Consider the following 14,776-nt stretch of genomic DNA (forward strand, 5'->3'; position numbering starts at 1 on the left):
TTCTTTTCTTTACCACAGATAAATAAAAATGATGACCAGCGCTATTGTGCCTGAGATAAATACAAACCCGTACTGCTGAATGCGACCGCTCTGGAATCCTTTAATCATGATTGAAGAGCGCTCAACTACACGGGCAATCAGGTTCATAAACCCATCTACAATGTGCCGGTCGAACCATGCAACCGGGCGCGAAATGTAATTGAAAATGATTTTATGCGTTACAAACAAGTATACTTCGTCGATGTAAAACTTGTGATAAGTCCATTTGTAAAACTGACCGAAGCCCGTTGCAATTTTAACCGGAATGGCTGTTTCTTTGCGATACATAATGGTTGCAATAACAATGCCCAGCAATCCGATAAGTACAGAAGGAATGGCAACGGCATACTCAATATGTGTTTCAAACGGGAGGCCGTCGCTGGTTACAAGGTTATGGAAGGGCAGGAATCCGGCGAAAACCGAACCAAAAGCCAGCACCATCAAAGGAATGGTCATGGTTGCCGGAGCTTCGTGCGGTGTATGATGGTAATGTGTTTCTTTGCCCCAGAAGATGTTGTAATATAACCTGAACATATAAAAGGCCGTAAGTCCTGCAACAGCAAATTCAATGATAAACAAAGGCATATTGTGATGGAAAGCAGCCACAAGTATTTCGTCCTTGCTGAAGAACCCCGAAAGTGGCGGAATACCGGCAATGGTCAAACAGGCAATCAGGAATGTGATGTGAGTAATGGGCAGATATTTGCGCAGGCCGCCCATTTCGCGCATATCGTTGCTGTGCACTGCGTGTATAATGGCTCCGGCGCCGAGGAAGAGTAATGCCTTAAACATGGCGTGTGTAAACAAGTGGAAATTGCCGGCCATAAATCCAAGGCCTTCATGACCACCATATCCTGAAACGCCGAGTGCAAGCATCATGTAGCCAATCTGCGACATGGTTGAGAATGCCAGAACCCGTTTAATGTCGTTTTGTGTGCAGGCGATGATGGCTGCAAACAGCGAACTGAAACCGCCCACCCAGGCAACAATATGCAGGGCTTCAGGAGCCACCATTGAATAAACCGGGAACAATCTTGCCACCAGGTAAACACCGGCCACAACCATTGTAGCAGCATGAATTAAAGCCGAAACAGGAGTGGGGCCTTCCATTGCATCGGGAAGCCAGATATGAAGCGGAAACATGGCCGATTTGCCAGCGCCGCCGACAAAAATAAAAGTCAGTGCCCAGGTGATGGCGCTTAAACCCATAAAGGTAGCGCCGCCAGCATGCAGCATAGCCGGGCCTGTGGGGCTAACGAGTGTCTGAAAATCAAATGTATCTGTCATAAACGACAACATCAGAATTCCGATAAGAAACCCGAGATCGGCAAAACGGGTAACAATAAATGCTTTTTTCGATGCCGAAACTGCGCTCGGTTTTTCGTAATAAAAACCAATCAGCAGAAACGATGAAACCCCGACAAGTTCCCAGAAAATGTACATCTGGAAAATGTTGGTTGCCAAAACCAGTCCCAGCATGGAAAAACTAAACAGCGAAAGGAAAGCGTAAAAGCGGGCAAAGCCTTTCTCGCCTTTCATATAACCCAGGCTGTAGATATGCACCATAAATGAAACAGTGCTTACCACAATTAGCATCATCACTGAAATGGGGTCGAGCAGAATTCCCAGATGAATGGTTAGTTTGTCGGTTAGGTTAAGCCATTGTATTTCAAAAGCTTTCAGCGAGCTGTATCCCATTCCGGCAACATGGTCTGTCCAGAAATACCTGATGGCAGTCATGTAGGAGAGTATGAAAACAACAAATAAACCTGTGGTTCCGATGAGCCCCGAAACGAGTGGTTTGAATTTGTGGCCTGTGAGTCCTGTGAACAGGAATACTGCCAGTGGAATCAGCGGTATAAGCAATGTGTAAGTGTAATCTGTCATATGCTGCAGTCCTTTCGGTTATCTTTCTTGATTTTTGAAATTCAGCTTTTTCTTTTAAAATTTCATTTCGTCAACTTTATCTACCTCAATGGAGTGGAAGTTGCGGTAGATGTTGATGATGATGGCAATGGCAACTGCGGCTTCAGCTGCTGCCACGGCAATGACAATCAGGCTGAAGAAATGCCCGTGAAGATTATCGGGGTACAGATACCTGTTGAATGCCACAAAATTGATATTTACCGAATTAAGGATTAACTCGATAGACATTAACATGGTGATTAGATTTTTGCGGGTCAGAAATCCGAAAACCCCTATAAAAAACATGAGGGTGCTAATCACTAAAAAATACTGTAAAGGAATGGTTCCGGTCATTTTACAAAGTATATTATTGTTCGCTTTCCTTGGTTATCTGTTTTTTACTCACGGGTGAGCTGTTTTCTTTTCTGGCAACTATAATAGCGCCAATCATGGCAGCCAGTAGAAGAACAGATACAACTTCAAATGGCAGGGCGTACCCGTTTTCCTGATAAGATACCAGCGCACGGCCTATTGATTTTACATCAGACGAAGCACTCACTGTTGATTTGGCAGGAAACGAATAGTTGAGAATTGTCATGAGGGTAAGGGTAGCTCCTGCAATTACTGCCAAAGCCGACATAATGCCCTGGAATTTTCCTGCCACTTTCGCCCTTTCGCTGATATGACTGGTAAGCAGAATGGAAAAAATGATCAACACGATGATTCCTCCTGCATAAACGGTAAGCTGAACGGCTGCCAGAAAGTTGTAATTCAACATGAAATAGAGGCCGGCAGTGCTTACCAGCACAAATAGCAGATACACTGCAGCCCGGAGTATTCTTCTGGTTGTAACCGTAAGTATTGAAAAAACCAGGATCATACCTGAAAGCAGAAAGAATAAGATTTCGCTGTTCATATTGTTAATATTATCAATCGGTTAACGATTATTGACACTGTGTGTTTAGTCTTTTACACCTTCCATTATTCTGGAATCGGGTTTGTTCAGCACCTTGGTGAGCGTAGCGCGATCCCATACGGCATGTTCAAAATTCTGCGCCATTACAATAGCACCGGTAGGGCAGGCTTTCACACATAAATTGCAGAAAGTGCACATGCCCAGATGATATATGTGCTTGTCGATGGCGCGGCGTTTTTTACCGTCTTCAGTCATAACCGATTTGGATATAATTTCAATGGAGCCATTGGGGCAATTGATTTCGCAAATTCCGCAACCGGTACACTTATGTTCGTTGTTTTCGTTGTGAGGCATTACTACTTCGCCTCTGAACCGTTCAGCAATTTTAAGTGTTTGCCGGTTTTCAGGATATTGCTGCGTTACATGTTTCCATGGAGTAAAAAAGTACTTTCCCGTAATTTTCATTCCGGTAAGCAGTGTCCAGATACCCTTGATAATTTCGGTTATATATGTAAGAATCGATTTCATGTTTTAAGTTTCAGAGAGATTAGAAATGCAACCCTAAAAGTACAACTGCAGCCATGAGCAGTATGTTGAAAAGGTTAATCGGCAGCAGGTATTTCCATTCGAGGTTCAGAATCTGGTCAACACGCAAACGGGGGAAAGTCCATTTAAACCACATCATCAGGAACATAACGCCCAGTACTTTGATAAAAAACCAAACCAGTCCGGGAATCAAATCCATCACCTGGTTAAATCCGGCAAAATCGCCAAAGTGAAGCGGCATCCATCCTCCCAGAAAAACGGTGGTGGCCATGCCGGCAACAATAAACAGGTTGATGTATTCGGCCAGGAAGAAGAAGGCAAATTTGATACCTGAATACTCGGTGTGAAAACCGGCAGTAAGTTCTGATTCGGCTTCGGCAAGGTCAAAAGGCCCACGGTTTGTTTCGGCAGTTCCGGCAATCACAAATACAAAAAATGCGATAAAGGCAGGGATATGTCCTTTAAAGATAAACCACATTTCGCGCTGTCCTTCAACCAGACCCGAAATCTGCATGGTGCCGGCCAGAATAATCATGGTAATGAGCGAAAGCCCGACCGAAAGTTCGTAACTTACAATCTGAGCACCTGAACGCATTGCGCCAATGAGCGAGTATTTGTTGTTTGAGCTCCAGCCTGCCAGCAAAATGCCGATTACACCAACAGATGACACTGCCGTGACAAAGAAAATGCCGATGTCGAAGTCAAATGTTTGTAATCCGGGAGCAAACGGAATAACTGAGATGACCAAAAAGCTGACAATAATTACAATGAAAGGAGCCAGGTTGTAAAGGAATTTGTCAACTCCTTTGGGTGTAACCAGTTCCTTCATCAGCAGTTTGATAAAGTCGGCAATGGTTTGCAGCAAACCCCAGGGGCCCACCCTCATGGGGCCAAGCCTTTGCTGAAAAGCTGCACAAACCTTGCGCTCAGCATAAACAAGAAAAAGGCCGAAAAGTGCTACAAAAAGCAGGTAGGCCACTCCAACTATTGTCCATTCAATGGCGATGGTTGTGGTTGCTGAATATTGCGACGACAAACTTTCGTGAATGGATTTTGTCAGTGTTGTGAAATCGTAGATATTGAATGCCATCTTTTATGAGTTCGATGTTATCTTCAAAGTATTAACGGTCAATGTCGGGTATTACCAGGTCGAAGGTTGACATGATGGCAACCAGGTCGGCAATTTTCCATCCTTTGGCAATGTGATTGATTGCGAAAAGATTTGAAAATCCCGGGGAACGGAATTTTACACGGTAAGGATTTTTCTTGCCGTCGGAAGTGATGAATACCCCGAATTCTCCGCGGGCAGTTTCAACACGCTGATAAAATTCTCCTTCGGGCAGTTTTACAACGCCTTTCATTTTTACGGCATAATCACCTTCAGGTATATTGTCGATAAGCTGTTCGATAATGCTCATCGATTCCCACATTTCCTGCATGCGCACCTGGTAGCGGGCGTAGGTGTCGCCCACATCGCTTAAAATTTCGTTGAAATTAACTTTTGAATAGGCGCTGTATGGCTGGTGTTTGCGCAGGTCGCAGGCAAAACCCGATGCACGGGCAGTGGGGCCGGTAACGCCGTAAGCAATAGCATCCTCGCGCGAAAGATAGCCCACCCCTTTGGTGCGTTCAGTAAAAATTACATTGCCTGATAACAGCTTATCGTATTCGGGCAGTTTGGTTTTGAACTTTTTAATGAAAGCTTTGACATCGCGCTGGAAATTAGGGTGAATGTCAAACATCAGCCCGCCGGGAATGCTGTAATTAACAGTAAGCCTGGCGCCGCAGGTTTCTTCGAAAATATCGAGAATATCTTCGCGGTCGCGCAATCCATAAAAGAAAGTGGTGAGCGCCCCCATATCCATACCCATTACACACCACCATAACTGGTGAGAGGCCAAACGGGTAAGTTCGGCCATAATGGTGCGGATGTATTTTACTCTTTCGGGAACCTCAATCTGCAGGGCATTTTCAACGCAAAGAGCCACCGCTTCGTTGTTCATATGGGCCGAAAGGTAGTCCATGCGATCGGTAAGGTGGCCAATTTGCGGATATGAAAGTGACTCTGCCATTTTTTCAATTCCGCTGTGAATGTAACCGATGTGAGGCTGCACATTGTGTACAATTTCGCCCTCGAGTTGAACAAGCAGGCGCAGTACACCATGTGTACTCGGATGCTGCGGGCCCATATTAATGAGATATTCATCGGTTTTTATCTCATCAGTGGTAATCATTACTTCTTTAAGCTCAGCCATGTCTATCGGGATACGATGTGAATGTCGTCTTTATAATCTTTGCGCAATGGGAAACCCCAGTTTTCGTCAAGAAACAGTCTTCTGAGATCGGGATGATTGCTAAAGGTGATGCCCAGAAGGTCAAAAGCTTCTCTTTCGTGAAATTCGGCTGTGGGCCAGATGTCGCTCACCGTATCAACCACCGGGTTTTGCCGGTCAGCAGTTTTTACTTTTACGACCAGCATATGCTTGTGTGTGGTTGATTCGAGGTGATATACCATTTGCAGATGGTCAGCGTGATCTACGCCGGTAACGCAAATGAGGTAATCAAATGCCAGATCTTTGTCCTCTTTCAGTTGCACCATAAAATCATGCAGCCGGGCAAGAGGTACAAAAGTCTCAACGTACTGCGCCCCGGTTTTTGTTTCAGCTTGTGCTTCTTTCTTACCTATGGCAGTTATCAATGCTTCGTTTGTCATCTTGATTTTCAGTTTATTGAAATCACAGTTTGATGCCTGTTTGATTTATTTCTTTTTCCGTTTCGAGAAATTACGTTCGCGCCGGATTTTTTTCTGTAATTGCATCATTCCATAAAGGAGAGCCTCAGGACGCGGAGGGCAGCCCGGCACATATACATCAACCGGTATCACATGGTCGGCACCTTTCACAATAGCATAACTATTGTAATAAAACGGGCCTCCTGAAACAGCACAGGCTCCCATGGCTATCACGTATTTGGGGTCGGCCATCTGGTCGTAAAGGCGTTTGAGTACCGGCGACATTTTGTAATTGATTGATCCGCTGATGATAATCAGGTCGGCCTGCCGTGGTGTGGCACGCGCAACTTCAAAGCCAAAACGGGCCATATCGTGCCGCGATGCGCCTACAGCCATAAACTCAATGGCGCAACAACGCGTTCCGAATGTTAATGGCCATAACGAATTAGACCTGGCCCAATTCACCAGGTCATCAAGTTTGGCCAGAATAATGCTTCCCCCTTCGTGCGATTCAATGATTGGATAATCATTGATTTCTATGTCTTGTTTCTTTTTGATTATTCCCATTTCAATGCATGTTTTTTCCAGCCGTAAAGCAGGCCTAGTCCGAGAATGGTGAAGAATATACCAATTTCAATAAATGCCGAAATGCCTGTTTCGCGCATCACCGTAGCCCAGGGAAACACAAAAACCGTTTCAACATCGAAAATCAGAAACAAGATGGCAAACAGGTAATAACCCACCGTGTACTGGAGCCAAGAGCCGCCTATGGTTTCAATTCCACATTCATAAGGTTCAAATTTTGCCGGGTTGGATGACGTGGGCGGAACAAATGTGGAAAATAATAACGCTCCTCCAACTAGTACCACTCCTACAATGAAAAACAAAACGAGTGACTGACTGTCCATGTTTATAAGATATTTAAGTATCTATATTTGTCGAGGCGACAAATGTATGAATTGTGATCTTTTGTTTGGAGCATTTTCTTTTTTGTACCTTAATTTATAATGTTTCAAAATAAAGGACTTGATTCTGCTCAAAACACGCCGGCAAATTTAGAGCGATATTTTTAAAGATATCCGAATTCCGGACTCTTATTTTTTATGGTTTTGCAAGCCGTTTGAGTTTCAGTATGTTTTGTTAAAGATTTCATAATTTTTCACATGTTAACTGCTTAATGCTTATTTTTGTGGCCAGCTTAAAAAAACAATGAAAGTACTGATAAGAAATATAGCGGTGTTGCTGGTGTTGGTTGCATTTTTGCTGCCTTCAACCGGCGTGCTTGTTTTTCTTCATCATTGTAAGTCAAAAGGTACGATACAGGCGAGCCTTGATGGTTCAAATACATGTTGCAAAACCCGCAGTTCATTGTTTAAAGCCACCGAACCTGATGTTTGTGCCCTGGCTCATGAAAATCACTGCACCCATCATTCATTTCTGGCTCAGGAGACCTGCTGCGACGATACCCATTTTTATGTTAAAATAAACATGGAGTACCTGTCGGAAATGTCACAGAGTTTTCAGGCAAATGTATTTGCGATTGAGCTGCCGGGTGTACCCGAAATTCATCCTGTTTATTTAGCTGATCTTCCTCCCGGTATCATACCCGATTGGCCTGTGCCTCCCGATATCGGTACTTATTTAAAGGTATCTTCTCTCCGCTTATAAATCTCACCATTTGTATTCAGCAGGAATGCAGATGCTGCATGCCTGTGTTTTGATTTTTCTACCAAATTCTACAAATGCTGAGATATTATGAAAACTAAAACTATTGCATTTTGCATGGCATTATTGCTGTGCGGATTAAATCAGATTTTTGCCCAACAAACATTGAAGGGTAAAGTGCGCGAAAGCGACGCCAACGGAAAACTTGTTCCGCTCCCTTACGCCAATATCCACTGGCTGGGCACCCAACTGGGGACTGTGGCCGATGATGACGGACGTTTTTCGTTGAAAAAACCTGAAGCAGCCCAACCCAAACTGGTGGTGAGTTTTGTGGGTTATCTGAATGATACCATTCTTATTCCAGGCAATCAGTCATCTATTGAGGTGGTATTGCTAAAAGGCAGCCAGCTTGGCCAGGTTGAAGTAAAAGAGCGCATGGCCGGCAGTTTTATTTCGTCTATTAAACCAATTAAAACAGAGGTGATTACCACTGCCGGGCTTCAGAAACTGGCCTGTTGCAATTTGTCAGAAAGTTTTGAAAATAATGCGACTGTTGATGTCGGTTTTTCTGATGCGGTAACCGGAGCCAAACAAATTCAAATGCTTGGGCTGGCCGGTGTGTACAGTCAGCTTATGGTGGAGAATATTCCATTTACACGCGGGCTGGGATCGGCTTTCGGACTTACCTATATTCCGGGCACCTGGATGGAATCTATTCAAATTTCGAAAGGTACATCGTCGGTGGTGAATGGATATGAATCAACCACCGGGCAGATTAATGCCGAGTTCAGGAAACCCTGGGATACCGATAAGTTTTTTTTGAATGTGTATGGAAATAATGAAGGCCGCCTTGAGGTAAATACCCATGCGTCAAAAGTGATTAAAGATGATAAACTCAGTACTATGGTGCTGGCGCATGCATCAACCCAGATGAGCCGGATAGATATGAATGATGATGGTTTTCTCGATCAGCCACTTTCGAAACAGATAAATGTTTCGAATCGATGGAGTTACGAGAAACATGGTGTTACTGAATCAAAATTCGGGGTTAATTTTTTGTACGACGAACGCAATGGCGGACAGCTTATTGGCATGAACACCGATGAAGCCATAGCCAACGGCCATTATGTGATGAAGGTGATTACCAAAAGAGCCCAGGTTTACGACAAAACAGGTTTTATTTTCAAAAATATGGCCAATACCAGCCTGGGTTTGATTTTTAGTGGCTTGTATCATGATCAGGAGTCGGTTTTTGGCCGTTCTGACTACAACGCCAGGCAGCTGGGTTTTTATGGCAATGCTATTTTCCAGTCGCAGATTGGTAATCAGGCACATACATATAATGCCGGAGTGAGTTTTATGTATGATGATTTTGATGAATCGTTCCGCGATACAACCTTCAACAGGGTTGAATCGGTTCCGGGTGTTTTTGCGCAATACACTTATAATCCGAACGAGAAGCTCAGTTTAATTGCCGGCATTAGGGTTGATCATCACAATAAGTATGGCACCATTGTTACACCGCGCTTTCATTTTAAGGTGAACCTTTTCGAGCATACCGTTTTGCGCGGCTCGGTGGGTAAAGGTTATCGCAGTGCCGCGGTGCTGGCCGAAAATTCAGGTATGTTGCTCAGCTCCCGTCAGTTGGTGTTCCGCGAAGATTTTCGCATGGAGGAGGCCCTTAACTTTGGCTTAAACATAACGCAAACCATTCCGCTCAGCGAGAAGAGAAATGTAGTGCTGTCGGCCGATTACTATCGTACTGATTTTGTGAATCAGGTTATTATTGACCTGGATCAGTCAGCCGATCGTATTGTGATTTATAACCTTGATGGCGAATCCTATTCCAACAGTTTTCAGTTTAATGCTGAAGCAGGTCTTTTTGAAAGGTTTGATGTGACTGCCGCATACAGGCTGAACGATACACGGGTTACTACCGCCGGCGAGTTGCGCGAAAGGCCTCTGGTGAGCAGGCATAAAGGATTGCTTACCCTGTCGTATGCCACCCGTTTTGAAAAGTGGAAGTTTGATTTTACGGGCCAGTATAATGGCAAAACCCGTTTGCCGCTGGGCGTCAATTTTCCTGAAGACAGTGGTTATGAAAATGGCTATTCGCCCGATTACATAACCATTCATACGCAGGTTACACGTAAGTTTAAGAAATGGGATGCATACCTTGGGGTCGAAAACCTTACCGGTTATACACAAAAGCACCCGATTCTGGGCTACGAGGCTCCGTTTGATCCGGGATTTGACGCTGGTGTTATCTGGGGGCCGTTGCTTGGCAGAATGGTTTATGCAGGCATCAGATATGCCATTAAGTAAAAGTCAAAGCAGGCCCAGGGCTATTCATTCCGAAAAGGTGATGTCCGGATACCGAAGCCTGCCCGTTGTTCAGAATAGTCAGCGAAAGCCTGTTTCGATGATTCACAACTATTAAAATAAAGTATTCATCTTAAATCAGAAAAAAAATGAAAAAGATCACTTCGTTCATGATGACCCTGATGGTGGTTATGCTGAGTGGCCAGCTTGCGGCCCAGGCTCCCAAAACAGCCGAACTTGAAATTAAAACTTCAGCACAATGCAATATGTGCAAGGAAACCATAGAGAAGGCTATGGCTTTTGAAAAGGGCGTAACCAAAGCCAATCTTGATGTGGAGACCAAAATTCTGAAGGTTACATATAAAGTGGCAAAAACTACCCCTGAAGCTATACGCAAGGCAGTTTCAGAAGTGGGTTACGATGCTGATGATGTAGCTGCCGACCCAAAGGCATACGCCAACCTTTCTGATTGCTGTAAAAAGCCCGAAGATCGTGAGTTTGATCATTCCGGCCATCAACACTAAGTCTGAATTTGATGTCAGAGGCTGATTGATTTATCTGTCAGCCGGAGCCGACAAGTGGGTTTGCAACATCACCCAGTTGCCGGCTCTTTTTTCAAGAAAACCGGTAAACCTCAGGTTACTATACTCAATGGCCTTGTCGCCGTTGGTGTAGTTATATTGCAGAAATTCTGAAAACCAGGCTGTCTGGCACTGGGGGTGGACATAAATTTCGATGTCGCGGCTTGAGATAAAAGTGTCTTCAAAACGTTCAAATTGTTGGGCAAATTTCTGTTCAACAGCATTGAATCCTTTGAAAACATCGTGTTCGTCGGTGCCAAGGCTTAACACTGCACTGTCATTGGCCCATAATTCGCTGATGAGCGACAGATTATGCGCTTCATTGGCTATGATGTATTTCTGCAGCATCATTTTAATGGCCTCTTTCTCGGCTTTTACATCGCACACGGGGGCTTGTTCCTGTTTGCAGGCACTGAGTCCAGCCATGATTACCACAAGTATGAGCGCTATTTTTTTCATGATATTCCCGTTTTAAAAATGAATTACATCGTTGAATTGCATGACCAATGTAGTTAATTTTTAGGAAAATAGCAATGAACAAAGGCATTTTCTTTTTGCATACAGCAAGGGTGGCCCAGGTTTTTTGGGGCAAGCCTCAGGATGTAATCGAATATGAATTTTGCCTAAGATGACAGTTCTCGCAAAGAGGCCGGAGTCATTTGTATGCTTAGAGATTCAGGCATCAATCAAATTGACAAACACTCTTCCCTTTATTTTGCCTTTCAGCATGAGATCAATGTTTTCGGGAAGTTCGTTCAGGCTGATTTCGTGGCTGATACTTGTGAGCATCTCAGGCCGCCAGTCGTCGGCCAGTTTGTCCCATATGTATTTGCGCAACGGCATAGGGCAGGTGGCCGAATCAATGCCCAGCAGGTTGATGCCATTAAGGATAAACGGAAAAACACTGGTTTCAAATTCGGGTGAGAGGGCGTTGCCGCATGAGGCTACATTGCCATGCCGCTGACAGGCCCTGATGGCGGTTGATAATATGTTGCCCCCTACGGTATCAATGGCTCCTGCCCAGCGTGGCCGCAGCAACAGTTTGCCGCTTTGGTCGTTGGTTTCGGTGCGGTCGATAATGGTTTCGGCGCCAAGCTGATGAAAATACCCGGCTTCATGGGTTTTGCCGGTGGCTGCAATGACTTTGTATCCCGATTGGCTAAGTATGTTGATGGCCAGACTTCCCAGACCTCCGCCTGCACCGGTTACCAGCACAGGGCCCTGGTCGGGATGCTGCCCGTTTAATTCCATTTTATAAATAGCCAGTGCTGCAGTAAAGCCAGCTGTGCCGAGCATCATGCTTTCTCTGAAACCCAGCCCTTCGGGAAGTGGCATGACCCATTCGCCCGGTACCTGTATGTATTGGCCGAATCCTCCGGGGGTGTTCATGCCCAAATCGTAGCTGCATACCAGCACCTTGTCGCCTTTCTGTATTTGAGGATTGGCTGAATATACCACCGTTCCGCAGGAGTCGATGCCCGGCGTGTGCGGATATTTGCGTGTGATGCCCCGGTTGCCGGTGGCCGAAAGGGCGTCCTTGTAATTGAGCGAAGAATAATGCACCTTAACCAAGACCTCGTTGGCGGGCAAAGAGGCAAGCTTAAGTTCTTTAAGCGCTGGTTTTACTTCGCCATCAATTTCTTCTGCTACCAGTGCGCGATAGGTTTCGGGTTGCATTTTACTGATTTATTTAGTTTTGGAATAATCGGCCCACGACATCTTCAGGTACGACCCGTCGCCATAAAAATTTAGCAGAGGCAGCAGCTCTTCAGGGGTTTTGTACCCTTTCATTTTGTATGTCCAGTCACTGTTTTTGTCAAGAATCACGTAAGAGGGGTAGAGCAGTTCATTTTTGAGCAGCGCCAGGGCCAGCTTGTGGGTCGATTTTGCCCTTTCGGGATTGGCATTTACAAATTCCTGATCTTTAAAGTAAACAGGTTCTTTTTGTTCGGCATTGAACTTAACGGCATAGTATTTTTTGTTGATGTAGGCCACAACCCCGGGATTGGTAAAGGTTTCAGCATCCATTTTTTTACACCAGCCACACCAGTCGGTATACAGGTCGATAAAAATCATTTTGGGTTTTCTCTCATTCAGGGTAATGGCTTCCTCAAAGCTCATCCATTTGATACCATCAGAAGTTTTGTCTTCGGTTGTTTTTTTCTGAGCAAGAGCTGCCTGCGATATAAAAAGAACAGCGATAAGCAGCAGCCACAATTTTGTTGATGTAAATTTCATAAAAAGGCGCGTGTTATTTCAGTGCCCAAAGATAGTCATTTGTTTTTTGCAGGCGACACAAGGCCGAAGATGCCGCTGTAATTTTGCTGCGCACATGGGTGGCGAAAAGGGCAGGGCAGGACCGGATATAACAGGCTTATATTTCCCGGAGCAAACCCAATTCCTGTTGTTGTGGTTCGTATTAAATGCGAACCAGAGGTTAAAATACAAATAACAGAATGGCAATGAAATTGATTTAAAAGAAAGGTGGCAACACTGTCAGAAAGTCTTTATAAAGGCAGCGTTATTGGTTAGTTGCATTTGTGAAACTCAGACATGAAAGTGGAAATAGGTTTTATCCGGAATAAAAATCAAGCGGTTCGAAAATTTATTTTTTTTAGTAGTTGATGGCCTGAATATAATTTTTATAAATTTACTTTTATTTTATTCGTCGTGAACGCCTGGTTATTTACAAATGTGACTGACGGGGCGGAGCTGTGAAAGAAGGTAAAGAATTTGATTGAGATTGTGTCCATGAAATTGTTGAGGTTATTTTATTTAATTGACATGGCAAGATCAGGTAAAAAATGGAGAGCTAGTCTAAAATACGTCTAATCAACAATCTAAAAAAATGTATAATGGGCCCGAAATCGTACTAAAAACGGTTGTACACCGCGGTTATGAGCGGATATCAGCATACGCACCATACGACAAGCATCGTAATGAATTGCTACGGGGCATACCAGGTGCAACCTGGAGTAAAACGATGCATTGCTGGCATTATCCGCATACGAGAGAGACATTGAACCATTTTTTCAGCACTTTTAAAGGAAAAAACTGGATAAATTACAGGGAGGTTTCGTTTAATGCCAAGAAAATTACAGGCCATACCCATGATGTTGAGCGTAAGCAACTTTCCCAACTTGACCATGATAAAGTTGAGATGATTGAGCGTTTCAGAAACTGGTTATTAAGCAACCGATATGCTACAAATACGATAAATGTTTACTGTGATGGGGTGAAGCGGTTTCTGCGGTTTTATCATGACAAAAATATTTCGGAAACCACTAAAGAGGATATCGTAAGATTTAATACCGGATACGTTCTGGCCAACGGGTACAGCAGCAGTTTTCAGAATCAGGTTATCAGCGGGTTGAGACTGTTTTTGAACAATATTGTTCAAATGAATTTAATCAAGGATGATTTGGAGAGGCCGCGAAGGTCGAAAAAGCTTCCAAAAGTAATTGCGAAAGATGATTTAAAGAAAATGCTTTCGGCCATATCAAACCTAAAGCATCAAACAGCCCTTACACTTATATATGGTTGTGGTTTAAGGAGAAGTGAATTGATTAATCTAAAACTGCGTGATATTGATTTTCAGCGAAAGGTGCTTTCGGTGATTAACAGCAAAGGCAAGAAGGACAGGCAATTGCCATTGAGTGATAAACTGCTTGGTTTGATTACCAAATACCTCGCCGCTTATTCACCGAAACTTTACCTGATTGAAGGACAGGTGGCAGGGCGGCCCTATAGTGCCACGAGTCTGGAAAAAATATTTAAAAAGGCAATGTATCCGATACATAAAAGTCATAATTTTACTCTTCACTGTCTCAGGCATTCCTATGCCACGCATTTGCTTGAATCGGGTGTTGATTTGCGTTATATTCAGGAGTTATTGGGGCATAAAAGCAGCAAAACCACTGAGATTTACACACATGTAAGTATGCGTAGTTTGCAGAATATAAAAAACCCGACGGATGATTTTGACTTTTAATAAAGATAACAAAAGGTGTACATATCACTCCAAATTTGTGAGATATAGGTACAAAAGGTGAACATATAAACAAGTTATGG

At 44.0% G+C, this 14,776-nt stretch carries 16 protein-coding genes; 4 read left to right on the plus strand and 12 right to left on the minus strand.

Features of this window, described 5'->3' with window-relative positions; translation table 11 throughout:
• Positions 1-9 precede the first annotated feature (9 nt).
• The 9 genes from nuoL to ndhC form a co-directional block, all read right to left on the minus strand.
• Positions 10-1,926 (minus strand): NADH-quinone oxidoreductase subunit L, encoded by a 1,917-nt coding sequence (gene nuoL, locus H6541_12605; GenBank protein MCB9016628.1) that lies wholly within the window; start codon positions 1,924-1,926, stop codon positions 10-12.
• Between the two features lie 54 nt (positions 1,927-1,980).
• A complete protein-coding gene (gene nuoK / locus H6541_12610) occupies positions 1,981-2,298 on the minus strand; it encodes an NADH-quinone oxidoreductase subunit NuoK (GenBank protein ID MCB9016629.1) in 318 nt (105 codons plus the stop codon).
• A 13-nt stretch (positions 2,299-2,311) separates the two neighbouring features.
• The gene (locus H6541_12615) at positions 2,312-2,860 is read right to left on the minus strand and encodes an NADH-quinone oxidoreductase subunit J (GenBank protein MCB9016630.1); all 549 of its coding nucleotides are present in this window, start codon (positions 2,858-2,860) and stop codon (positions 2,312-2,314) included.
• 45 nt (positions 2,861-2,905) lie between these two features.
• Positions 2,906-3,388, minus strand: coding sequence for a 4Fe-4S binding protein (locus H6541_12620; GenBank protein MCB9016631.1), 483 nt, complete (start codon positions 3,386-3,388; stop codon positions 2,906-2,908).
• 19 nt (positions 3,389-3,407) lie between these two features.
• Complete coding sequence (gene nuoH, locus H6541_12625) at positions 3,408-4,484, minus strand: NADH-quinone oxidoreductase subunit NuoH (GenBank protein MCB9016632.1); 1,077 nt, start codon at positions 4,482-4,484, stop codon at positions 3,408-3,410.
• A 43-nt stretch (positions 4,485-4,527) separates the two neighbouring features.
• Positions 4,528-5,595, minus strand: a complete 1,068-nt coding sequence (locus tag H6541_12630) for an NADH-quinone oxidoreductase subunit D (protein ID MCB9016633.1) — start codon at positions 5,593-5,595, stop codon at positions 4,528-4,530.
• Positions 5,596-5,663: 68 nt separating this feature from the next.
• Positions 5,664-6,119 (minus strand): NADH-quinone oxidoreductase subunit C, encoded by a 456-nt coding sequence (locus tag H6541_12635; protein MCB9016634.1) that lies wholly within the window; start codon positions 6,117-6,119, stop codon positions 5,664-5,666.
• Between the two features lie 45 nt (positions 6,120-6,164).
• Positions 6,165-6,704 carry an NADH-quinone oxidoreductase subunit B gene (locus tag H6541_12640; GenBank protein MCB9016635.1) on the minus strand — a complete coding sequence of 180 codons (540 nt, stop codon included), beginning with the start codon at positions 6,702-6,704 and terminating at the stop codon, positions 6,165-6,167.
• Complete coding sequence (ndhC, locus tag H6541_12645) at positions 6,695-7,045, minus strand: NADH-quinone oxidoreductase subunit A (GenBank protein ID MCB9016636.1); 351 nt, start codon at positions 7,043-7,045, stop codon at positions 6,695-6,697. Before ndhC ends, H6541_12640 begins: the two co-directional genes overlap by 10 nt.
• Before the next feature lie 301 nt (positions 7,046-7,346).
• Here ndhC and H6541_12650 point away from each other — a divergent pair, with 301 nt between their 5' ends.
• The 3 genes from H6541_12650 to H6541_12660 all read left to right on the plus strand — a co-directional run bounded on the left by H6541_12650 (position 7,347) and on the right by H6541_12660 (position 10,648).
• Complete coding sequence (locus H6541_12650; protein MCB9016637.1) at positions 7,347-7,805, plus strand: hypothetical protein; 459 nt, start codon at positions 7,347-7,349, stop codon at positions 7,803-7,805.
• Positions 7,806-7,892: 87 nt separating this feature from the next.
• Entirely contained in the window at positions 7,893-10,127 is a 2,235-nt protein-coding gene (locus H6541_12655) for a TonB-dependent receptor (GenBank protein ID MCB9016638.1), read from the plus strand.
• Between the two features lie 146 nt (positions 10,128-10,273).
• A complete protein-coding gene (locus tag H6541_12660) occupies positions 10,274-10,648 on the plus strand; it encodes a cation transporter (GenBank protein MCB9016639.1) in 375 nt (124 codons plus the stop codon).
• Between the two features lie 30 nt (positions 10,649-10,678).
• Here the strand turns inward: H6541_12660 and H6541_12665 are convergent, their stop codons facing one another.
• From H6541_12665 to H6541_12675, 3 genes are all read right to left on the minus strand, one after another.
• Positions 10,679-11,164, minus strand: coding sequence for a nuclear transport factor 2 family protein (locus H6541_12665; protein MCB9016640.1), 486 nt, complete (start codon positions 11,162-11,164; stop codon positions 10,679-10,681).
• 216 nt (positions 11,165-11,380) lie between these two features.
• Positions 11,381-12,382 (minus strand): YhdH/YhfP family quinone oxidoreductase, encoded by a 1,002-nt coding sequence (locus tag H6541_12670; protein ID MCB9016641.1) that lies wholly within the window; start codon positions 12,380-12,382, stop codon positions 11,381-11,383.
• Between the two features lie 9 nt (positions 12,383-12,391).
• Positions 12,392-12,943, minus strand: coding sequence for a DUF255 domain-containing protein (locus tag H6541_12675; protein ID MCB9016642.1), 552 nt, complete (start codon positions 12,941-12,943; stop codon positions 12,392-12,394).
• A gap of 610 nt (positions 12,944-13,553) precedes the next feature.
• Between H6541_12675 and H6541_12680 the strand changes: the two genes are divergently transcribed.
• Positions 13,554-14,696 (plus strand): site-specific integrase, encoded by a 1,143-nt coding sequence (locus H6541_12680; GenBank protein ID MCB9016643.1) that lies wholly within the window; start codon positions 13,554-13,556, stop codon positions 14,694-14,696.
• Positions 14,697-14,776: the final 80 nt, after the last annotated feature.

The organism is Lentimicrobiaceae bacterium, assembly GCA_020636745.1.
In the GTDB taxonomy this organism is placed as follows: Bacteria; Bacteroidota; Bacteroidia; order Bacteroidales; family Lentimicrobiaceae; genus Lentimicrobium.